This is a genomic window from Flavobacterium collinsii, from assembly GCF_946903285.1.
GTDB lineage: Bacteria > Bacteroidota > Bacteroidia > Flavobacteriales > Flavobacteriaceae > Flavobacterium > Flavobacterium collinsii.
Map to the genome: position 1 here is coordinate 4,844,244 of NZ_OX336425.1, position 22,122 is coordinate 4,866,365.

Below are 22,122 nucleotides of genomic sequence, written 5' to 3' on the forward strand. Positions count from 1 at the left end.
ATAAAGTGATATTCAAATAAAGGTTTAACCGAATAAAACTATCTTTGCACAGAATTTTAGTACTTAAAACTAAATTCTTAATATGTAAGATATGTTATTCGAAGATCTATCACTCTCAAAAAGTATACAAAAAGCCGTATTTGAAGAAGGCTACCTTAACCCTACTCCTATTCAGGAACAATCTATTCCGATCGTTTTGTCAGGAAGGGATTTAATTGGTTGCGCGCAAACAGGTACAGGAAAAACAGCAGCATTTGCTATTCCAATCATACATCAATTACACCGAATTGTAGGGTCCTCTAAAAAAGCCAAACAAGTCCGTGCCCTTATAGTTACTCCTACACGTGAATTAGCGGTTCAGATTGGACAAAGTTTTGACACTTATGCCAAATACACCAACTTAACGCAATTGACAATTTTTGGAGGAGTTTCGCAAAATCCTCAGGTAGATACCCTGAAAAAAGGAGTTGACATTTTAGTTGCCACTCCAGGCCGATTACTTGATTTACACAAACAAGGATTTCTGGATCTGGATCATTTACACACTTTGGTGTTAGACGAAGCAGACCAAATGCTCGATATGGGTTTTATCAATGATGTAAAAAAGATTGTAAAACTTACTCCTAAAAACAGACAGACTTTATTGTTCTCGGCTACTATGCCGATTGCGATTCGCGAACTGGCCGAAATGTTTTTAAAGGATCCTGCGAAAGTAGAAGTTTCACCGGTTTCATCAACAGCAGAAACTGTGGAGCAACGCATTTATTTTGTTGAAAAAACAGAGAAAAGAAACTTACTGTATCATTTAATCAAAAATGAAAATTTATCAAATGTTCTGGTTTTTTCAAGAACAAAACACGGTGCTGACAATGTGGTAAAAGCGCTTCGCAAAAAAGATATTCCTGCTGAAGCAATTCACGGAGATAAATCACAAAATGCAAGACAACGTGTTTTGGATGCTTTTAAAAACAAAGAAGTTGGCGTACTTGTTGCCACAGACATTGCCGCAAGAGGAATCGATATTGACCAACTGCCATTTGTAATTAACTTTGATTTACCGAACATCCCGGAAACTTACGTGCACCGAATTGGACGTACAGGACGTGCAGGAAACGGGGGAATTGCAATTTCGTTTTGTGGAAAAGACGAACAGCCTTACTGGAAAGACATTCAAAAACTAATAAAGGTAGACGTAAAAACCATTACCGATCACCCTTATCCTTGGCACTCCGGAAGTCCGGAAGCAACGGAAGAGAAGCCTAAAAACTCTAACCGAAGCGGTGGTGCTCATAAATCAAGAAAATCTAATGCTTCTAAACAAAACAAAAAACGCTGGTATTAACCCTACCGTGTAAATACAAGTATAAAAAACAATACTAATTGCCCCTAATTTGTTTATGGAATTAGTTTCACAAACAAGGTTAATCTATTAAAATTTCTGCAAATTAGTGGAATTTGTGTCCAGAAGTAGACTACAATTATCCCTATTGATATCATTATTCTAATATATTAGATGCAATTATTTTTAACACATAGCAACATAGGTGCTGCACCTGCAAAAAAGGCGTTTCACTTCATTTAAATACACATATCCTACTATGTGAAAGAAATATATTTCTTTTTGTATCCTCTTTTATCAATACAAATCTATGTTTCTATGTGTTAAAATTTTAGCGTACCAATTATCGAGATATAGATTACAGCTGTAAAAAAGAGCTATAATTAGCTACCGTGTAAATACAAGCATAAAAAGCAATACTAATTGCCCCTAATTTGTTTATGGAATTAATTTCACAAACAAGGTTCGCCTATTAAAATTAGTGGAATTAGTGTTCAGACTGCAGGGTATTAACCGGCGTTTTTTGCTTCAAGTATTAAGTAATTCATAATTTTAAAAAGCCTGACAGGTTCAAACGGCTTAATAATAATATCATTTATTCCCGACGAAATAGCTTCATCCGTAATTTCATCCTTATCAAAGGCTGTTAGCGCCACAATAGGTGTTTTAAGCCCTTTTAAACGAATTCTTTTAGTAGTTTCGAATCCATTCATCAAAGGCATATTAATATCCATTAAAATCAAGTCGAAACTTTCATTCTCCAGTATTTTTAAAGCCGAAAAACCATCATCAACGACTTTACAGATATAATTGTGCTTTTCGATAATCTTTTTCGTCACCAGTTGATTAATGAGATTATCTTCTACAATTAAAATCTTATACACTTCATTTGAACTCAAATCGACCTCTATTTCATCAATAATCTGTTTTGTTTTTTGAGGATCAAACTCAAAAGGAATTGTAAACGTAAATGAAGTTCCTAAACCAATCTCACTTTTAAGTGTAATCGTACTTCCAAAAAGCCCTAACAATCGTTTCACAATACTCAACCCCAGGCCTGTTCCCTGATAATCTTCATCTTTTCTTCCAACCTGCACAAATTTCTCGAAAATCTTACCCTGATCGACAATTGCAATCCCCACACCATTGTCTTTTATTAAAAAGTCCAAAAAGTACATTTTTTCCTCCGATCGGTTTAGCTGAACAATAATTTCAACTTTACCATCTTTCGTAAACTTAAGCGCATTACTCACTAGGTTCATCAGAATCTGAGCAAGCCTTAACTTATCGCCAATAAGATATTCAGGAATACAGGGATCTATAGAAACGGTAATTTTATTATTGTTTTTCTGTGATAAAAAAGAAAGTGAGTTTTTAATCATCATGATTTCATCCGAAATATTGAATGTCAAATTCTCCAGTACCACCTTGTTTTCCTCAATTTTATTAATCTGAAGAATATCATTTACCAGCGACAATAAATACCTGGCCGAAAACTTCAGCGAACTCAAATGCTGACTTCTCGACAGTTCTTTGTGTTCTTCCAGCAACATATTTGTTATTCCTACCACACCATACAAAGGAGTGCGTAACTCATGACTTATGGTCGAAATAAACTGAGTCTTAAGTAAAGAAGCTTCCTCTGCAATTTCTTTTGCTTTTAAAAGTTCGGCATTATGCTTTTTCTTAAACCTGATGTTTTTTATTAAAGTAATAATCAGAATTAAGAAAATCAGAGAAACCAGAACAAATAAAATCACGATAATCCTTGATTTTTTAAGGCTTTGAAACTGTGAATCTTTCTCACTTTCAATCCTGTCAATCTGTCTCTTGTACTCGTCTAATTCTAAATTAAAACCCGCAATAGAGGCTTTTTTAAGTTTTTCTTCATTGTACAATTCTGCCGTTATATCATTGTACGAAGCCAGATTTTCATAAGCCTCTTTGTGCCTTCCAACTTTACTTAAAAACTTAGAATACTCCAGATGTGAATACGACAAATCCGATCTTTCTTCACTGTTTTTACCGGCCTGAATGGCTTTAAGAAAAAAATCATTTGCCAAATCGTATTCATTATGATAACTCCTATACATACCGTTTAGCATGTTTACAACGATCTCGGTCGACGCTTCCCCATATTTGCTTTTATTACTGTTTACAAATTTCAGAAACGGATATCCTTCTTTAAATTTTCCAATATCAAAATAAGCCCAGGCAATATTTACATTTGTAAAGTAGACCTGCGACATCTCATTTAACTTTAAACTGTAAGCTATGGATTTTTTATAATAATTAATCCCCTTATTAAATTGCTTCTTTTCGAAGCAATAAATATTACCAAGATTATTATGAAGACTATATTTTAGGGAATCATTATCTGTTTGGTCAGCATAGAACAACCCTTTGTTGTAGAAAAAAATAGCTTTATCAAATTCGGACAATTCATTATAATTCCCGGCAATTATTTTATATGATTTCGCTATTAAATTATTATTCTTAGAAGCGGTGGCATAGTTTAATGCTTTCCGTGAAGTGATGAGCGATTTTTCAAAATTCGATTTTTTGTAGTCTTCCCAGGCTTCCTTGACAATCTTATTGATCTTTGCATCCGATATCGTTTCAGATTGCGCGCTGGCGGAATTGGCAAAACAATTCAAAAATACGAGCAGCAATAAAAAAATGCGTATTCGGGGCATAAATAGGCTAATTTCATCAAATATACATTAAAAATAAAAAGAAGCTGTATTTCCTATAAAAATACAGCTTCTTTTTTATTGAAATTTTAACAAAATTTGATGCTTTTTCCTACTTTTGTTAATTTCTTTATAAGTTTTCAGAAGCAATTTCAGTGTCTTTGTCATCCTCCCATTGTCCGACAACTGAAGTAGCCAAAGCATTTCCTAAAACGTTTGTAGCACTTCTAAACATATCGCAAAAATGATCAATTGGCAGGATTAATGCAATTCCTTCAACCGGAATATCAAACATACCGCAAGTAGCCGCTACTACAACCAAACTTGCACGTGGTACACCTGCAATACCTTTACTGGTCAACATTAAAACCAAAAGCATTACCATTTGAGTTCCTAAATCCAGATGTACTCCATAAAACTGAGCAATAAAAATACTCGCAAAAGTCATATACATCATACTTCCATCCAGATTAAACGAGTAACCAAGTGGCAACATGAAGGATACAATTTTATCTTTTACACCAAAATCTTCCAATTCCTCTGTTAATTTTGGAAAAACAGCTTCACTGCTCGTTGTGCCAAAAGCAATCGCCAAAGGCCCCGTAATACGTCTTAAAAGCTCTGTCATTCTTCCTTTGAGAAATAAATAGCCCACTGCGATCAAAACAACCCATAAAGTACCAATTCCGACTAAAAACGATCCGAAAAATTTAAAATAGGTAATTACCAGTTCTTCTGCATCCCTTATAGCAAATACACCTGCAATGGCTCCAAAAACTCCAATTGGAGCGAAATTCATCACGTAGTTTACCATTTTTAAAACGATATGTGAAGTTTTATCTAAAGCATTAATTACCGGTTTTACTGTACTTCCCAAAGACGCAGCAGCTAAACCGAAGAAGATTGAAAAGATAACGATCTGTAAAATTTCATTGGTTGCCATTGCCTCAAAAATACTTTTAGGAACAATGTGTTCTACAAAATTCTCAACCGATAGTGTTTTCGTTTTAGCTGTTACTTCAGAAGCAGCAGCCATATCAACATGATCCAGTTTCAAACCTACACCAGGCTCCAGAATGTTTACATAAAACAATCCGATCAACAAGGATATAAATGAAGCGGTAAAAAACCAACCAAGGGCTTTTCCTCCAATTCTTCCCACCGTTTTAATATCTCCAAGTTTTGCAATACCTACTACTAACGTGGTAAATACCAAAGGAGAAATAATCATTTGTACCAATCTGATAAAGATCGTTGCAAGCATTTTAATTTTATTGCTAAAAGACTGTGCTGCTTCAGGCGAAATCGAATTGTGCAAAATAATTCCCAAAGCGGCTCCAAGAACCATTGCAATTATAATTTGCCCTGTTAATCCTTTAAGAAAAGATTTCTTTTTAGTTTCTGTAACTTGCATTAATTTGTTTGTTTTAAATTAAAATATTAAGACCCTCATGTCCTAACTTTTACTAATAGGTTTTGTTGATTAAATAAAAATCAGCCAAAACAATCGCTGCCATTGCTTCAACAATTGGTACAGCACGAGGCACTACACATGGATCATGACGGCCCTTACCCGTCATTGGTGTAATATTTCCTTTGTTATCTAACGAATCCTGAGTCTGCATGATAGTCGCAACAGGTTTAAAGGCGACTCTGAAATAGATATCCATCCCGTTACTAATTCCACCTTGAATTCCTCCGGAAAGATTTGTTTTTGTAGTTCCGTCCGGATTGTATAAATCGTTATGTTCACTTCCTTTCATTTCAGAACCCGAAAATCCGCTGCCGTATTCAAAACCTTTTACAGCATTGATCGAAAGCATTGCTTTTCCTAATTCAGCATGTAATTTATCAAAAACCGGTTCTCCTAAACCTACCGGAACATTTTGAATGACACATGAAACCACACCTCCAACGGTATCACCCTGTTTGCGGATATCGCGAATATATTCTTCCATAACCGCTGCCGATTTTTCGTCGGGGCAACGAACAGGATTACTTTCTATTTTAGAAAAGTCCAAATCCTGATATGGTGTATCCAAATGAATTGGACCAACCGAAGAAACATAAGCATTAATTTTTATTTCAGGAAGCATTTGCTTCGCTATCGCGCCCGCCACAACTCTGCTTGCTGTTTCTCTTGCAGAACTTCTTCCGCCACCACGATAGTCACGAAAACCGTATTTCTGGTCGTACACATAATCGGCATGACTGGGTCTGTAATTGTCTTTTATATGGGAGTAATCATCCGATTTTTGATTGGTATTCGGAATAATAAAACCAATAGGAGTCCCTGTCGTTTTACCTTCAAAAATACCCGATAAAAACTGAACCGCATCCGGTTCTTTACGTTGTGTTACAATTGCTGACTGCCCGGGTTTTCTTCGGGACATTTCAACTTCAATTGCATCTAGATCAAGTTCAATCCCAGATGGACAACCATCTATAATTCCGCCTAAAGCTTCACCATGAGATTCTCCAAATGTTGTAACTTTATATAGGGTGCCGTAGCTATTTCCTGCCATTGTAATTTGTTTTGAGCAAATGTAAGTTTTATGAATTAAATTAAAAAATTTAAAATTGGTATTATTAAGCAAAGGTTGCAGCCATTAAAAATCACAATTTATTAAAATTGTAGCCAAATTGATAACCTTTTGATAAAATTTATCCTACCGAAGTTTCTTTTATTTGTTAAACTTCAAAAAAAGAAAAATTGAAAAAACGAAATGTCGAATTGGTCATTATATCAGATGTCCATTTGGGAACTTACGGAAGTCACGCTAAAGAACTAAACAACTATTTATCAAGCATTAAACCCAAAACATTAGTCCTAAATGGCGACATTATTGATGCTTGGCAGTTTAGAAAATCATACTTTCCAAAAGCGCATTTAAGAGTTATTCAGCGCATCATTGGCATGGCTTCTAAAGGCACAAAGGTCTATTACATTACTGGAAATCACGATGAGATTCTTCGAAAATTCAGTGATATGAATATGGGAAATTTTGCTTTGGTCGATAAATTAGTCCTGGAACTAGACGATAAAAAAGCATGGATTTTTCATGGAGATGTTTTTGATGCCTCTGTACAACACTCTAAATGGATTGCAAAATTAGGCGGATTAGGATACGATTATCTGATCCTAAGCAATCGATTTGCCAATTGGTGTCTGGCTAAATTAGGACGTGAACCTTATTCTTTCTCAAAAAAAATAAAAGCAAGTGTCAAAAAAGCAGTAAAATTCATCTCTGATTTCGAAACCACAGCTACCGATCTGGCTATTGAAAAAAATTATGATTATGTAATTTGCGGGCACATCCACGAACCAAAAATCATTACCAAAGAAAACAAACATGGATCAACTTTATACCTCAATTCCGGAGATTGGGTTGAAAACCTTACCGCATTAGAATACCATAAAAAACGTTGGAAATTATATTCATATGCCGAAAGTAATTTTACCGAAGAAGAAAATCTCTTTGAAATGGAAGACACACTAAGTTCTCAATTAATCTCTTCTATTATTCTAAAAAAATAACCTACTAAACATTCTATCCTATAGCAGAAAAATTACTTTAAACTTCCTTTGGTTCTATTCTCAAATGTGAATTATATAACAATTTTCGATAATCCTATACGTTTGAAAATTATTACACACATTACATTTGGCGTAAATTAATAACCATTTTTATGAAAAGAATCATTTTATCTGCCATCATGCTATTAGGTTTAGCATTTACGGCACAATCACAAGAAATTTCGAAAAATGCCCTTGGTATCCGTTTAGGAGATAATAACGGTTTTGGTGGAGAAGTATCTTATCAGCTGGGATTAAACCAAAAAAACAGACTGGAGTTTGATTTAGGCTGGAGAAACAGCAGTGATGTTGATGCTATCAAAGGAGTAGCTCTTTATCAATGGGTTTGGAATATTGACGGTGGATTTAACTGGTACGCAGGTGTCGGTGGTGGTCTGGCTACCTGGAATCACGACTATTATGCAAACAACAGAAAATACAAGGATAACGGAACATATGTTTTTGCAGCAGGAGACATTGGTATCGAATACAGATTCAAAGAAGCACCAATTACCTTATCATTGGACGCAAGACCTGAAATTGGTTCGGGATATTATGACGATGACAATTTTGGATTTGATGTTGGTTTAGGTGTGAAATTCAGATTCTAAATACAACTAAAAAATAGTTACAAAAAAACCTGTCGTTTGATTCGACAGGTTTTTTTATGCTTTAAAGTTTAAGGATATTGTTATTACTTAGGTGTAAAGACTTCAACTCCGCTAAGCCTGACATCCCAAAACTTATTACTCAAAAATTACTTCACAATAATCTCTTTTTTAGAGTGCACTTTGACTACGGTATACGGATACGTAATAACCTGCATCACCATTGCATCAGCAGCCGGATTATTTTCTTTAACGGTTATGATAATATTTTTATCCGTTTCTTCTACTTTTTCAATACCTATAGAATAGCCTCCTGTATTCTTTTCCCCCATATTCAGGATCACATAATTGGAGTTACTAATATCATCCTGCTTCATTTTTGCTTTCAAATGAGGATCATTTTCCAACATTTTGATTTCGTTTGGTTCCGTCAAAATTTCAAAAAATTTAATATTCCCACCACCGTCAGATTGCTCCGTCAGCACCTCATACAAAACTTTCGAAGTTCCTTCTGATGATTTTTTGACTCCACAAGAAACCAAAACTAAAATTACCAGGACCGAAATTACTTTTTTCATTTACGCTAATTTATAAGATTAATGTTTTTCGTGTTTATAATCATTAATTGCTTTTTGATACAAGGCTTCATATTGAGGCAATATCGTTTTGATATCAAATTTTTTGGCAACTTCTAGTGCATTTGCCTTAAACTGATTTAAAACGTCATCATCTTTTAGTATTTTGATTGCATTAGCGGCCATTTCTTCAACATTACCAACATTACTCAAATATCCTGAAAATCCGTCAAAATTAACTTCTGGCAAACCTCCCGAATTACTCGAAATTACCGGAACTCCGCTGGACATCGCTTCTAAAGCTGCCAAACCAAAACTTTCCGTTTCTGACGGAAGCAGGAACAAATCCGTAAAACACAAAATTTTATCAATCTCATTACTGTTTCCAAAGAAAATTACTTTGTCGTAAATTCCAAGTTCCATACATAAGACCTCTGCCTTTTCTTTCTCAGGACCATCCCCCACCATCATCAGCTTAGATGGAATTTGCTTTTGAATATTATAGAAAATCTTAATAATATCCGGAATTCGCTTCACTTTTCTAAAGTTACTGATGTGCGTAATAATGCGTTCATCTTCTTTAGCCATCACATAACGATGACAAGGAGCCTGCGGGTCTTTTTTAATCTTATCCAGTTCTATAAAATTCGGAATTACTTTAATCTTATTCTTTATATTGAATAATTTCAAAGTATCGTCTTTCAAACTTTGTGAAACCGAAGTCACATAGTCGGATTTGTTGATGCTGAATGTCACGGCTGGTTTATAAAATGGATGATTTCCAACCAAAGTAATATCTGTTCCGTGAAGTGTCGTTATCATTGGAAGATTAATTCCTTCATTTTTCAGCATTTGCTTCGCCATATAACCCGCATACGCGTGAGGGATAGCATAATGTACATGAAGTACTTCTATTTTATATAATTTCACCATATCAACCAATTTACTTGACAGCGCCAATTCGTAAGGCTGATAATGGAAAAGAGGATATTCAGGAACGTTTACTTCGTGATAATGAACATTAGGATTTAAAAGCGCCAACCGAACCGGCTGACTGTAAGTAATAAAATGGATTTCGTGTCCGCGTCTGGCTAATTCAAGGCCTAATTCTGTAGCAACTACACCACTACCTCCAAATGTCGGATAACAAACTATTGCTATTTTCATGTATTAAATTTAGTAACTACGAAAGTACTTAAAAATAGCTTTTAATTGTTCTTTTAAAATGTTAGATTTTTGTGAATAATAGACTTCTTACTTTTTTGATTTTAAACCCGACAGGTTTTAAAAACCAATCCGATTTACTATAATGAATAACTTATTTACGGTCGACTGAAAACAAAAAAGGCATAAAACCTAAATTTTATGCCTTTTCTTTATTTTGAATATTTCCTAGAAAAACCTGCTATGCCAACTGTCGGCTGCAGGAACTTCCCATGATTCGTTGAATTCTTCAATATTATTTACCAGATTATTAAATACGATCGTATTTTCAGATACTGATTTATCCTTAACCATTTTCTTGAAATCGATTAAAGGTTTGTGTGCAATATGTTCACCCAGCTTAAAAGTCACGTTCATTTTATCCAACAAATCAACGTTGTATTTTTTTTCTAAGCTTTGGATAAACTCTACCGAGCTATCGATTGAACAACCCGTTGCCGCTTGTACTTCTTGATTTACAGCCAAAATAATAAATCGGTTGTATTTTAACAGGTATGAAGCTTCCAGACTTGTACCGTGTGCTGCCCATGCTTCTACAAAAGTTTTCAGGTCAGCTTCTATTTCAGAAAACTCTTCCTCAGAAAACTTTCTGTTTGATTGATAAATCCAGACTCTGGACTCACCAGGTAAATCTTCAAAAGGTATATACATTTTTTAATTTTAGATTGTTGATTGTTGATTTTAGATTGGGAAAGTTTCAAGTTTCAGGTTTCAAGTTAAAAAACTTAGCAACTTAGTTCCTCAGAACCTTAGTCCCTCCTTCTACAAATCCTGTGCATTCGCAATTAGCTCTGCAATATCCATCACTTTCACTTCTCCTTCTTTCTCCTGATGTTTAATACCATCAGTTAACATTGTATTGCAAAACGGACATCCAGCTGCAATAATATCCGGTTTTACTTCCAAAGCATCTTCGGTACGCAAAACGTTCACTTCTTTATTTCCCGGCTCGGCATCTTTAAACATTTGCGCCCCACCGGCTCCACAACATAATCCATTTGCTTTTGAGCGTTTCATTTCGACTAACTCAACATCCAATTTCTGAATTAAGTCTCTAGGCGCCTCATATACTTTATTAGCTCTTCCTAAATAACAAGGGTCATGGAAAGTAATTTTTTTTCCTTTAAACTGACCTCCTTCTACGGTTAGTCTTCCGTCATCAATTAATGATTTTAAGAATTCTGTATGATGAATAACATCGTACTGACCTCCTAATTCCGGATATTCGTTTTTTAAAGTATTGAAACAATGCGGACAAGCGGTAACTATTTTCTTTGCTTCATACGCGTTAAGTACCTCGATATTCATCATGGCCTGCATTTGAAACAAGAACTCATTTCCGGCACGTTTTGCAGGATCTCCGGTACAGCTCTCTTCAGTACCCAAAACCGCAAACGAAACATTGGTACGATTTAAAATTCGCACAAATGCTTTTGTAATTTTCTTTGCTCTATCATCAAAACTCCCTGCGCAACCAACCCAAAATAAAACTTCCGGTTGTGTTCCCTGGGCTAGCATTTCAGCCATTGTTGGCACTACTAAACTTTCTGACATCTTCTTATATTGTTAAATCGGTTAATCGTTTATTTGGTTTATCGCACTCTTTGCCATAACCTTACTAAAAAACCTTACTATTTTATTGAAATCGATTAAACGGTTAAACAAATAACCAATTAAACATTTTTTTAATTTTCGTTTTTCCAATTTAAACGATCCTGTTGGCTGTATTGCCAAGGCGCACCGTTGTTTTCGATATTGGTCATCATCGCATTCAATGACATTGGAGCAGCACTTTGTTCCATCACTAAATAACGGCGCATGTCCATAATAATAGACAACGGACTGATATTTACAGGACACTCTTCTACACAGGCATTACAGGATGTACAAGCCCATAATTCTTCAGGAGTAATATAATCGTTTAATAATGTTTTATTATCCGGAACAAAAACACCTTTATTGGCATCTATATTTTTACCTACTTCCTGCAAACGGTCTCTTGTGTCCATCATAATTTTACGAGGAGACAATTTTTTACCCGTTTGATTTGCCGGACATGATGATGTACAACGACCACATTCCGTACAGGTATAAGCATTTAAAAGCTGTACCCAGTTTAAATCCTGAACATCGCTTGCTCCAAATTTTGCAGGAGCAGCATTTTCGTCAACAGGAGCAGCTGCAAACGGATCTGCATTTGGATCCATCATCAACTTTACCTCTTTGGTTACTGACTCTAAATTATCAAACTGACCTTCAGGGTTCAAGTTCGCAAAGTAAGTATTTGGAAACGCCAAAAGAATATGTAAATGTTTGGAGAAATACAAGTAATTCATAAAAACCAAAATACCCGCTATGTGCAGCCACCAAAAGACTTCAAATAACAGCACTACCAATTCATTAGACATTCCGTTAAAAATTGGTGCTATAAACTGACTGATTGGAAAGCTGCCCGCTTTATGAAAAACAGGGTCCGGAACATTCTGCAAATGCAGATCTGAAGCGTTCATTAACAAAAACAACATCATCAAAACCGTTTCGAAATACAAAATGTAATTGGCATCACTTTTAGGAAAACCATTTAAATCAGGATTTATGAAACGTTTTAATCGAATTACATTTCTTCTGATCCAAAAAACAGTAACAGCAAAAATTACAAGTACTGCTAATATCTCAAATGAAGCTATTAAAACATCATATACCACACCTAAATAAGGCGCAAAAATTCTATGTGTTCCAAACAACCCGTCGATAATGATCTCGAGTAATTCGATATTAATAATTATAAAACCAACGTAAACAAAAATATGAAGTATTCCAGCTACAGGGCGTCTCACCATTTTTGACTGCCCAAGAGCAATCAATGCCATGTTTTTCCAACGTGCTTTAGAATTATCTTTTCGGTTTACATCTACTCCTAAATTAATATTTCGGATGATTTTTTTTACGCTCGATGCAAAAAAACCGAAACCAATAATAAGAAGTATAGCGAATAAAATATTATCTAAATAACTCATTCTAATTAATTTTTAGTAGTTGGGTTAGCGTCTTCAGTTGGTGCCACATAAGGTTTGTTTTTCTTTCCGAAAAGAGAAACGTTTACATAACGTGTCGGGTAAAGACGAACGTCCTGCAACAACAATTCAAGCTCTTTAGAAGTCTTTGCTAAATTAGTATACAAAGCGTCATCATTTAACAATTTACCTGCAGTACCTTTTCCTGAGTTTAAGTTACTCATAAGTACGTCAACTTTAGCCAAAGTTTGATTTAAGTTCCTAACTGTTTTACCTAGATCTGCTTTGCTTAAAGAATCTGATATTTTATTGAAGTTACTTGACATTTTATTAAAGTTGCTTACAACTCCGTTAATCTGTCCTTTATTCGTATCTAAGATAGTGTTAATACTTCCGGAAGCTTTATGAAACTGTTCCATAGTCTGACTCAATTCCGCCAAAGTCTTCTTCAGATCTTCTTGTCCTTTTTTATCTAAAACATTGTTCAAACCGGAAACCAGATTATCAATATTAACCAACATTTTCTCTAACTTAACCTGAATTGGCTCAATTTTTCCACCTAAAGATTCTTTCAGTCCTAATTCCACTACAGGTGTTAAAGTCTGTCCGTCAACCGCTGGATCTTTGTCTGTTAGATTAGGAATAATTTTGATCTGTTTTCCACCAATTAAACTTGGAGAATACAAAGATGCCTGACTTGTTTTAGAAATTGGAAAATCAGTTTTTAATTGAAGTTCAACTAATAATTTCCCTGTTACTTCATTGATTGTGATTTTAGTTACTTTACCAATAACAAGTCCGTTTATGGTAACGGGAGCTGATGCAGACAAATCCTCAACATTATCATATTCTACATATAATGTTTTATAATTTGTAAAAAGGTCTTTGCCTTTTAAAAAACTGTAGCCCCAAATAAATAATAAAATTGACGCGATGACTAAAATAGCCGTTTTAATTTCTCTTGTTAGTTTCAAAATTCTTAGTGTTTGTACAAAATTAATATAAATATTCGAACTAGAAGCTATTATTTAATGGCGTCTTGAATACTGACCTTTTCTCCATCTTTGGTTGCAACCAAAAAAGCAGCTCCATATCCTTTATCTTTAGCTTCTTCCAAATATTTTTTAGCGGCATCATAACTCGAAGTTTCCTGATAGAAATATTTGTAAATATTATTTTCGAACAACATTGTTACGTTTTTAAGCCCTTTAAAGTTCTTAGGCTCTAGTGGTGTTTTTTTAATACTTGCGATAAGCTGTACTTTAAAGAATGTTCCTTTTGGAGCATTTTTGACTGCCGCAGTTGTTTCAATCTCTTTCGCTTTTACCGGAGTAGAAGTATCCCTTGCCGGTCTTGCCTCAATTATCTCAGGAGTTCCTGAACCAAAATATTCACTTTTGTAACTTAAAATAGCTTCGGCAATAGCTTTTGCAATATCATTTTGTCCTTCTTCTGAATTTAGAATATTCCCTTCTGTCGGATTCGATACAAATCCTGTTTCAACTAAAACTCTAGGCATATAGGCTTTGTGAAGCACCATAAAAGGAGCTTGCTTTACACCTCCCTGCCTCAATTTTTTTCCAAGTTTATCAAAGTTGTCTTCAATTTTACTAGCCAGCGAAATACTGTTGTCTAAATATTCTTCCTGCATTAAAGTCATTCCGATCATAGATTCAGGTGAATTTGGATCGTAACCTTCGTATTTACGCTTATAATCCTTCTCTAAAGTAATTACAGAGTTCTCTTTTTTCGCAGCTTCAAGATTCGATGCTACTTTACTTAATCCCATTACATAGGTCTCGGTTCCGTCTGCAGCCGTATTTTTATTTGCATTACAGTGTATTGAAACAAAAATATTCGAATTTGCTCTGTTTGCAATGTTTGCTCTTTCGACCAAATCGATAAAAACATCTGTTTTACGCGTATAGATCACATTAACATTAGGACTTCCTTCTAAAATTTTACCAACTTTTAAAACAATCGCTAAAGCAATATTTTTTTCAATTCGTCCGCTGTAAACAGCTCCAAAGTCGTGATCACCATGTCCAGCATCAAGTGTTACCTTAAAAACATTTGCCTGGCTATAAGCACAAAAAGACAATATCGTTAGAAAAAAAGTAAATATTACTTTAATTTTGTTAAATCTATTCATAAATCTAAAAGTTAATTTTAATAAAACGCAACAGCTATAATTTTTACAATTGATTATTTTTGACAAAAAATTATATGTAAGTTTGACATGTCAAAAAACAAGCCATAATTTTACAAAAATAGCATTTAAACCTTTGCATACAAACTTATTTAATATCGTTTTATTATCATTTTTCCTAACTTTAGGATGTGGTAATTTATATTCGCAAGAGATAAAAAACAAAAAAAAGTCTTTACCTACTGTAAAACAAACAGATAAACCCAAAACTATTGCAGCAGACAAACCTGAAGCCGCTGTATCAGACACTATAAAGCTGGATACTGTTAAAGCCAAAAAGAATTTTCTGGACGCCGTAACCAAATACAAGGCTAAAGATTATGCTAAATATGACAAAAAAGCAAAAACTCTTACCTTATATAATGAAGCCGAACTCTACTACAAAGATGTAGAACTAAAATCAGGAATCATTGTTTTAAACATGGAAAAGGAAGAAGTTTATGCCGGACGCATACGAGATTCTGCAGGTGTTTTAACGCAATATCCAAACTTCAAACAAGGGGCAAGCGAAGTTCAGCCAGATTCTATTCGATTTAACTTTAAAACAAAAAAAGCTTTAATCTACAATTCCAGAACCGAACAGGGAGAATTTAAAATTAAAGCAGCGATTACCAAAAAAGAAAACGACTCCGTTTACTTTTTGCGTGGTGCCCGTTTTACAACTGCAAAAGACATTGACAATCCCGAATACTACTTTCAGACCAATAAAGTCAAATTTATTCCCGGTAAAAAAGTAATTACAGGTTTGACCAATATGGTTATTGCTGATGTTCCTACTCCTCTGGCACTGCCTTTTGCGTATTTTCCAATGAGCCAGGAAAAAAGTGTTTCGGGTATTATTTTACCCAGCTACAACGACTCTAACACAAGAGGATTCTCTTTACAGAATGGAGGTTATTACTTTGCATTAAGCGATAACTACGACCTGACCGTTTTAGGTGATTATTATACCAATGGTAGTTACGCAATGCGTTTTGAGTCGGTATACGCTACAAAATATAAGTACAGAGGAAACCTTAATATCCGTTTTGAAAATTTAATAAACAGCGAACGCGGTTATCCTGATTATTCAAAAGAAAAAATCTACAACATTCAGTGGTCGCATTCAAAAGATACAAAAGCAAACCCTAATTCAACTTTTTCTGCTTCTGTTAACATGGGTAGTAGTAAGTATTTCAAACGATCTATCAATCAAGCGAACGCAGGATCGAATTTAAATAACACTTTAAATTCATCCATTTCATATAACAAAACATTCAATACAATACCTCAGGCACGTATATCGCTAACTGCAACACACTCGCAAAATACACAAACGGAAAAAATCGATATGACATTACCAACGTTGCAAGCCAGCGTCGACCGTGTATATCCATTTGTTGGAAAGGACGGTGTCAAAAAAGGATTCATAAAAAACATCAATTTACAATATAACTTAAGCGGTAAAAACAGTATCTCAACAACAGACTCTTTATTTTTCAAACCACAAATGTTCAGAGATGCCAAAATAGGAATGCAGCACAGTATTCCTATTAGTACCAATTTCAAGCTGTTTAAATACTTTAGTGCGGGAGCCTCTACCAATTATCAGGAAACCTGGGTAACCAAAACCATTGCCAGAAATTATGATGCGACTAAAGGACAAGCCGTAACGTCTACTATAAATGGGTTTGATGCTTTTAGAACTTATAATTTCAGCACCAATTTAGGAACTACAATTTACGGTACTTTCAATTTTGGAGAAGACAAAAAAATTCAGTCTGTACGTCATGTCATGAGACCAAACATAACCTATTCGTACACTCCTAGTTTTAATCAGTATTATGACAATTATACCGTTGATGCAACAGGAAAGATTAATACTTACTCCAGATTTGACGAAGGTATTTTTGGCGCTCCGGGGAACAGCAACGCCAATATTGTATCCTTTGCTTTAAGCAATACTTTTGAGGCCAAAGTACGAGATCGCGACAGCACAAAGACAGAGCCGAAAAAGATCATGTTATTAAACAATTTAAACTTTAGCACCAGCTATAATTTTAATGCTGACGGAAAAGAAACTCTAGCCTGGCAACCAGTAATCGTAAGCGGTGGAACACAGCTTTTAGACAATAAAATGAATGTCAATTTTGGAGCTGTTTTAAATCCATACGCAATTGACAATTCAGGTCATGTTATGAATGTCTTTAATATTGACAATGGCGGAAGTTTGTTCCGATTAACCAGTGCCAATGTTACTTTAAACTATTCGTTTTCAAATAAAGGAACAAAAGAAGAGAAGAATACGCAGAGCCAGCGAAATGGAGGTCGTAATGATGACTTATTCGGAACAAATACGGACTTAAATGATCCCCGAAACAGCCAGTTTGCTAACGAGAAGGATGATGACAAAGATGTTATAAGTGAATTTTTCAGTTCTAAACTTCCATGGGATATGACTATGGCATACTCCCTAACCTACTCAAATGCCGCCAGAGAAAATAAAATTACAGGAAACTCTATCATGATATCCGCCAATATGGATATTACTCCTAAGTGGAAGGGTGGAGTTTCTACTGGTTACGATTTTGTACAAAAAGGAGTTACTTTTACACAGTTCCGTTTTGAAAGAGATTTATTAAGCTGGAGAATGGCATTTAACTGGACTCCTATTGGTCCAAACTCAAACTGGAATTTCTTTATTGGAATTAAATCCGGAATGTTGAGCGACATCAAATGGAACAAGCGTAGTACTTCAAATCGATAAACGATCGAACAAAAATAATTTATTATGAAAAAAATCATCTTTACTGAAAAGGCACCAGCTCCAATTGGTCCTTACAACCAGGCAGTATTATCAGGAAACACACTTTACGCATCAGGTCAGATTGCTATCAATCCGGCTTCGGGCGAACTTATTACTGACAACATCAATGATGAAACGAAACAAGTAATGGAAAATATTGCAGCAATTCTCGAAGCTGCTGATATGTCTTTTGAAAATGTGGTTAAAGCAACCATCTTCATTATGGACATGAATAATTTTGGGGCAATAAACACTGTTTACGGTTCTTATTTTAACGAAAAAACAGCTCCTGCACGCGAAACTGTTCAGGTAGCTTGTTTGCCAAAAAACGTAAATGTAGAGATTTCCATAATTGCAGTAAAATAAAAAAATGTTTCAGGTTTCAACTTATAGTTGATAATTGTGCTTAAAGCGCCAAACTTGAAACTTGGAACCTGAAACAAAAAAACCATTACGAGCTCGTAATGGTTTTTTTTTGTATATCTAAAAATAGAAATTCTATAATTGCAAAGCGATAGCATTTAGCAGCAACTGTGCCGAAGCTTCATTTGTTGCGAGAGGTACATTATGCACATCACAAACACGAATTAACATATTAATATCGACTTCATGAGCATGACTTGCCAGAGGGTCCTTAAAGAAGAAAACCATTTTTGTTTTCCCCTCGGCTACTCTTGCAGCAATTTGCGCATCACCACCCATTGGTCCGGAAAGCATTCTTTTTACCTTAAAACCAGCATTAACAGCTTTACTTCCTGTAGTTCCTGTTGCAATTAGTTTAATGTTTTCCTGAAGCAGCAAAGTCTTATTTTTATTTAAAAACTGAACCATGTCTGCCTTTTTTCCATCGTGAGCTATAATAGCAATTTCCATATTTTAATTCTATTTATTGATTTGCAACGTGGTAAGCAATTAATCCATCAATAGGTCTGCGTAAAACATTACCCAATTGAAGTTCGTACTTATCAAAAGTTTCCTGCAATTCCTCTTTTAGATAAAAAGCGATAGAACCTACAAAATGAACCGGAACTTCTTTGCAATTATCAAATTGCTTGATGTAATTTTTAACGAAAGATTTCATGCCTTTGAAGATGATCTTTCTACAAAACTCCGTGTCTTTATGTTTGATCAGGAACTTTGCAAAAGTCGCCAAATAAGCATTTGGATTTGGCTCTTTATACAATTTATTCTTGATAAAATCAGGATCTAAATTATACTCTTTCTCAAATTCAACAGCCAGTTCTTTAGGCATTTTATTGAAATAGTACTTTCTGATTAATTCTTTTCCAAAAACATTTCCACTACAATCATCCATTGCAATATATCCAAGTGACTGTACTTTTTGATGCAATATTTTTCCATCAAAGAAACTGCAGTTAGAACCGGTACCTAAGATGCTTACAATGGCAGCCTCTCCTTTAGGAGTAGTCGCATATACTGCAGCATAAGTATCTTCCTGAACTTCTACAATTGCATTCTCAAAATATTCCTGAAATATCCTCGAAAGTTCAATTTTCATCCTATCGGTTCCGCAACCTGCTCCATAAAAGAACAAATGTGTCGCATTTTTTTTATTTTGCAGGATGTCAAAACGGTCGTTTAATCTTTCGATTATTTCGGGACCGTCAAGAATTTCAGGATTTAATCCTAAAGTTTGTGTGGTGAATAATACTTTTCCATTATCATCAATTGCAATCCAGTCGGCTTTAGTAGATCCACTATCAACTATTAATTTCATTTTATTTAGTTTTTGGATTAGTTTTTCTTTAGCTAAATAAAAAGTATGCTTTTAAATTAATTAAAGAAGTAACAAAATAACAAAATCCCATTACTATTCAATAACGGGATTTTGCAAAAATATATATTATTATTTTAAACCTGCAATATGCACAGACAAATCAATCAATTTACTTGAATATCCGTACTCATTATCGTACCAGGATACTAATTTAAAGAATGTTGAATTTAAACCGATTCCCGCACCTGCATCTACAACTGAAGTTCTTTTGTCAGAGATAAAATCCTGAGAAACAACTGCATCTTCTGTGTATCCTAAGATACCTTTCATTGTAGTTTCAGAAGCATTTTTCAAAACAGCCATAATTTCTTCGTAAGAAGTTTCTTTCGCTACTTTTACTGTTAAATCTACTACAGAAACGTCAGCAGTAGGAACACGGAAAGACATACCTGTTAATTTTCCATTCAAAGCTGGAATTACTTTCCCAACCGCTTTAGCAGCTCCTGTTGAAGAAGGAATGATGTTGATGCTTGCAGCACGTCCACCTCTCCAGTCTTTTCTTGAAGGACCATCAGCTGTCATTTGAGTTGAAGTTGTTGCGTGAACCGTTGTCATTAAACCTTCAACAATTTCGAAATTATCGTGAATTACTTTAGCCAAAGGAGCTAAACAGTTTGTTGTACAAGAAGCGTTAGAAACTACTAAATCTGTAGCTTTTGCTGTTTCATGATTTACTCCCATTACAAACATTGGAGCATCAGCCGATGGAGCAGAGATGATTACTTTTTTAGCACCACCTTTGATATGTTCATTTGCAGTTTCGATAGTAGTAAAGATACCTGTACACTCAGCAACCACATCTACATCAACCTCGTTCCATTTTAAGTCAGCAGGGTTTCTTTCAGCAGTGATACGAATGTTTCTTCCGTTTACGAAAAGTTTTCCTTCTATTACTTCTACAGTTCCGTTGAAACGTCCGTGAACTGAATCATATTTTAATAAGTAAGCTAAGTGATCTACATCTAACAAATCATTGATTGCTACTACTTCTACATTATCTCTATTGAAAGTTTCTCTAAAAACGATTCTTCCGATACGTCCAAATCCGTTTATTCCTAATTTTACTTTTGACATTTTACTTAATTTTTGTTTTTTATTACACTAATTCAAAGTCTAATTTCCTCACAATAAACTTCTTTCCTTTTTTAAACTTTTTTTATGTCGACATGATATCGGACACTCTCAACAATTCTCGGTCAATTTCAGATTTACCTTTAATTGCTTGTTCAAGAGGTGTCAAAACAACTTTGTCAGCCTGTAAACCAACCATATAATTTGATTTACCTTCTATCAAGGATTCTACCGCTTTTACTCCTAAACGGCTTGCTAAAACACGGTCAAAACAAGATGGAGAACCACCACGCTGCATGTGTCCTAACACAGATACCCTAACATCATACTCAGGCAGGTTGGCTTCAACGTAATCTTTTAATTCGAATACATTTTTACCAATTTTATCTCCTTCAGCAATAACTACTATACTTGATGATTTTCCTGAAGCTTTACTTTTTTGAAGAGAATCCAATAATCGGTCTAAACCTAAATCTTCTTCAGGAATAAGAATTTCTTCGGCACCGGCTCCAATTCCGGCATTAAGAGCAATATGTCCTGCATCTCTTCCCATTACCTCTACAAAAAACAGACGGTTATGCGAACTGGCAGTATCTCTAATCTTATCGATACAATCTACAACAGTATTTAGAGCTGTATCATAACCTAAGGTATGACTGGTTCCGAAAATATCATTATCAATTGTTCCCGGAATTCCCATTACAGGAAAACCATATTCTGAATTAAAAATTAATCCTCCGGTAAAACTTCCATCTCCTCCAATAACAACCAAAGCATCCACTCCGGCTTTTAAAAGATTCTCATGCGCTTTTTTTCTACCTTCCGGGCTTCTAAACTCAACTGAACGAGCCGATTTTAGGATCGTTCCGCCTTTGTTTACAATATTATTTACGCTTCGGGGTCCCATTTCTTTGAAGTCTCCTTCAATCATTCCCTGATACCCTCTATAAATTCCTATGCATTCTATATTATGATAAGCACATGTTCGAACAACTGATCGTATTGCGGCATTCATTCCTGGTGAGTCACCTCCCGATGTTAGAACACCAACTTTTTTTATTGTTTTTGGCATTATTTAAGTATTAAAGTGTAAAATTAGCAAACATTCACCACTTCTTGGGTTATGTTTATAATAAATTAATAAAATATGTTAAATTCAAACGTTTTCGTTAATAAGTTTTTCTTTCACTAAAAATTCATTAACAATAATAAATGTCTCCTATTTTAAT

At 34.8% G+C, this 22,122-nt stretch carries 19 protein-coding genes; 5 read left to right on the plus strand and 14 right to left on the minus strand.

The genetic code is table 11. The features are described 5' to 3' along the window. The first annotated feature begins 91 nt into the window (after positions 1–91). A complete protein-coding gene (locus OGZ34_RS19515) occupies positions 92–1,342 on the plus strand; it encodes a DEAD/DEAH box helicase (RefSeq protein ID WP_263361426.1) in 1,251 nt (416 codons plus the stop codon). Between the two features lie 506 nt (positions 1,343–1,848). On the opposite strand, the gene OGZ34_RS19520 is transcribed toward OGZ34_RS19515, so the two are convergent. The 3 genes from OGZ34_RS19520 to aroC form a co-directional block, all read right to left on the minus strand. Next, the gene (locus tag OGZ34_RS19520) at positions 1,849–4,035 is read right to left on the minus strand and encodes a response regulator (RefSeq protein WP_173968032.1); all 2,187 of its coding nucleotides are present in this window, start codon (positions 4,033–4,035) and stop codon (positions 1,849–1,851) included. A gap of 127 nt (positions 4,036–4,162) precedes the next feature. Continuing rightward, positions 4,163–5,446 (minus strand): dicarboxylate/amino acid:cation symporter, encoded by a 1,284-nt coding sequence (locus OGZ34_RS19525; protein WP_173968033.1) that lies wholly within the window; start codon positions 5,444–5,446, stop codon positions 4,163–4,165. Positions 5,447–5,498: 52 nt separating this feature from the next. After that, complete coding sequence (aroC, locus tag OGZ34_RS19530; RefSeq protein WP_173968034.1) at positions 5,499–6,557, minus strand: chorismate synthase; 1,059 nt, start codon at positions 6,555–6,557, stop codon at positions 5,499–5,501. Positions 6,558–6,745: 188 nt separating this feature from the next. Between aroC and OGZ34_RS19535 the strand changes: the two genes are divergently transcribed. Both OGZ34_RS19535 and OGZ34_RS19540 read left to right on the plus strand, forming a co-directional pair. After that, on the plus strand, positions 6,746–7,570 hold the full coding sequence (locus tag OGZ34_RS19535; RefSeq protein ID WP_263361427.1) for a UDP-2,3-diacylglucosamine diphosphatase: 825 nt from the start codon (positions 6,746–6,748) through the stop codon (positions 7,568–7,570). 152 nt (positions 7,571–7,722) lie between these two features. After that, positions 7,723–8,220, plus strand: coding sequence for a hypothetical protein (locus tag OGZ34_RS19540; protein ID WP_173968036.1), 498 nt, complete (start codon positions 7,723–7,725; stop codon positions 8,218–8,220). Between the two features lie 146 nt (positions 8,221–8,366). On the opposite strand, the gene OGZ34_RS19545 is transcribed toward OGZ34_RS19540, so the two are convergent. The 7 genes from OGZ34_RS19545 to OGZ34_RS19575 form a co-directional block, all read right to left on the minus strand. Then, positions 8,367–8,795: a protease complex subunit PrcB family protein gene (locus OGZ34_RS19545; RefSeq protein ID WP_173968037.1), complete on the minus strand. Its 429-nt coding sequence runs from the start codon at positions 8,793–8,795 to the stop codon at positions 8,367–8,369. Positions 8,796–8,813: 18 nt separating this feature from the next. Continuing rightward, on the minus strand, positions 8,814–9,959 hold the full coding sequence (gene bshA, locus OGZ34_RS19550; protein WP_173968038.1) for an N-acetyl-alpha-D-glucosaminyl L-malate synthase BshA: 1,146 nt from the start codon (positions 9,957–9,959) through the stop codon (positions 8,814–8,816). Between the two features lie 225 nt (positions 9,960–10,184). Further along, positions 10,185–10,667 (minus strand): ABC transporter ATPase, encoded by a 483-nt coding sequence (locus OGZ34_RS19555; protein WP_173968039.1) that lies wholly within the window; start codon positions 10,665–10,667, stop codon positions 10,185–10,187. Positions 10,668–10,778: 111 nt separating this feature from the next. Continuing rightward, a complete protein-coding gene (locus OGZ34_RS19560; RefSeq protein ID WP_173968040.1) occupies positions 10,779–11,570 on the minus strand; it encodes a (Fe-S)-binding protein in 792 nt (263 codons plus the stop codon). Between the two features lie 131 nt (positions 11,571–11,701). Then, positions 11,702–13,033 carry a (Fe-S)-binding protein gene (locus OGZ34_RS19565; protein ID WP_263361428.1) on the minus strand — a complete coding sequence of 444 codons (1,332 nt, stop codon included), beginning with the start codon at positions 13,031–13,033 and terminating at the stop codon, positions 11,702–11,704. A 5-nt stretch (positions 13,034–13,038) separates the two neighbouring features. Further along, the gene (locus OGZ34_RS19570) at positions 13,039–14,004 is read right to left on the minus strand and encodes an MlaD family protein (protein WP_173968042.1); all 966 of its coding nucleotides are present in this window, start codon (positions 14,002–14,004) and stop codon (positions 13,039–13,041) included. Positions 14,005–14,054: 50 nt separating this feature from the next. After that, positions 14,055–15,182 (minus strand): N-acetylmuramoyl-L-alanine amidase family protein, encoded by a 1,128-nt coding sequence (locus OGZ34_RS19575; protein ID WP_263361429.1) that lies wholly within the window; start codon positions 15,180–15,182, stop codon positions 14,055–14,057. An 82-nt stretch (positions 15,183–15,264) separates the two neighbouring features. Between OGZ34_RS19575 and OGZ34_RS19580 the strand changes: the two genes are divergently transcribed. Both OGZ34_RS19580 and OGZ34_RS19585 read left to right on the plus strand, forming a co-directional pair. Beyond that, complete coding sequence (locus OGZ34_RS19580) at positions 15,265–17,985, plus strand: putative LPS assembly protein LptD (protein ID WP_394368055.1); 2,721 nt, start codon at positions 15,265–15,267, stop codon at positions 17,983–17,985. A 24-nt stretch (positions 17,986–18,009) separates the two neighbouring features. Continuing rightward, on the plus strand, positions 18,010–18,390 hold the full coding sequence (locus tag OGZ34_RS19585; RefSeq protein ID WP_173968045.1) for a RidA family protein: 381 nt from the start codon (positions 18,010–18,012) through the stop codon (positions 18,388–18,390). Between the two features lie 132 nt (positions 18,391–18,522). On the opposite strand, the gene OGZ34_RS19590 is transcribed toward OGZ34_RS19585, so the two are convergent. The 4 genes from OGZ34_RS19590 to pfkA all read right to left on the minus strand — a co-directional run bounded on the left by OGZ34_RS19590 (position 18,523) and on the right by pfkA (position 21,965). Beyond that, positions 18,523–18,897: a methylglyoxal synthase gene (locus OGZ34_RS19590; protein ID WP_173968046.1), complete on the minus strand. Its 375-nt coding sequence runs from the start codon at positions 18,895–18,897 to the stop codon at positions 18,523–18,525. 13 nt (positions 18,898–18,910) lie between these two features. After that, complete coding sequence (locus tag OGZ34_RS19595; RefSeq protein WP_263361430.1) at positions 18,911–19,762, minus strand: N-acetylglucosamine kinase; 852 nt, start codon at positions 19,760–19,762, stop codon at positions 18,911–18,913. A 129-nt stretch (positions 19,763–19,891) separates the two neighbouring features. Continuing rightward, positions 19,892–20,896 (minus strand): type I glyceraldehyde-3-phosphate dehydrogenase, encoded by a 1,005-nt coding sequence (gap, locus tag OGZ34_RS19600; protein ID WP_263361431.1) that lies wholly within the window; start codon positions 20,894–20,896, stop codon positions 19,892–19,894. 82 nt (positions 20,897–20,978) lie between these two features. Next, positions 20,979–21,965 (minus strand): 6-phosphofructokinase, encoded by a 987-nt coding sequence (gene pfkA / locus OGZ34_RS19605; RefSeq protein ID WP_017497661.1) that lies wholly within the window; start codon positions 21,963–21,965, stop codon positions 20,979–20,981. Positions 21,966–22,122 lie beyond the last annotated feature (157 nt).

Excerpts from the sequence above, each read along its gene's own strand:
- OGZ34_RS19515 (WP_263361426.1), top strand. The coding sequence starts at position 92 with ATGTTATTCGAAGATCTATCACTCTCAAAAAGTATACAAAAAGCCGTA.
- OGZ34_RS19520 (WP_173968032.1), bottom strand. The coding sequence starts at position 4,035 with ATGCCCCGAATACGCATTTTTTTATTGCTGCTCGTATTTTTGAATTGT.
- OGZ34_RS19525 (WP_173968033.1), bottom strand. The coding sequence starts at position 5,446 with ATGCAAGTTACAGAAACTAAAAAGAAATCTTTTCTTAAAGGATTAACA.
- aroC (WP_173968034.1), bottom strand. The coding sequence starts at position 6,557 with ATGGCAGGAAATAGCTACGGCACCCTATATAAAGTTACAACATTTGGA.
- OGZ34_RS19540 (WP_173968036.1), top strand. The coding sequence starts at position 7,723 with ATGAAAAGAATCATTTTATCTGCCATCATGCTATTAGGTTTAGCATTT.
- OGZ34_RS19545 (WP_173968037.1), bottom strand. The coding sequence starts at position 8,795 with ATGAAAAAAGTAATTTCGGTCCTGGTAATTTTAGTTTTGGTTTCTTGT.
- bshA (WP_173968038.1), bottom strand. The coding sequence starts at position 9,959 with ATGAAAATAGCAATAGTTTGTTATCCGACATTTGGAGGTAGTGGTGTA.
- OGZ34_RS19555 (WP_173968039.1), bottom strand. The coding sequence starts at position 10,667 with ATGTATATACCTTTTGAAGATTTACCTGGTGAGTCCAGAGTCTGGATT.
- OGZ34_RS19560 (WP_173968040.1), bottom strand. The coding sequence starts at position 11,570 with ATGTCAGAAAGTTTAGTAGTGCCAACAATGGCTGAAATGCTAGCCCAG.
- OGZ34_RS19565 (WP_263361428.1), bottom strand. The coding sequence starts at position 13,033 with ATGAGTTATTTAGATAATATTTTATTCGCTATACTTCTTATTATTGGT.
- OGZ34_RS19575 (WP_263361429.1), bottom strand. The coding sequence starts at position 15,182 with ATGAATAGATTTAACAAAATTAAAGTAATATTTACTTTTTTTCTAACG.
- OGZ34_RS19585 (WP_173968045.1), top strand. The coding sequence starts at position 18,010 with ATGAAAAAAATCATCTTTACTGAAAAGGCACCAGCTCCAATTGGTCCT.
- OGZ34_RS19590 (WP_173968046.1), bottom strand. The coding sequence starts at position 18,897 with ATGGAAATTGCTATTATAGCTCACGATGGAAAAAAGGCAGACATGGTT.
- OGZ34_RS19595 (WP_263361430.1), bottom strand. The coding sequence starts at position 19,762 with ATGAAATTAATAGTTGATAGTGGATCTACTAAAGCCGACTGGATTGCA.
- gap (WP_263361431.1), bottom strand. The coding sequence starts at position 20,896 with ATGTCAAAAGTAAAATTAGGAATAAACGGATTTGGACGTATCGGAAGA.
- pfkA (WP_017497661.1), bottom strand. The coding sequence starts at position 21,965 with ATGCCAAAAACAATAAAAAAAGTTGGTGTTCTAACATCGGGAGGTGAC.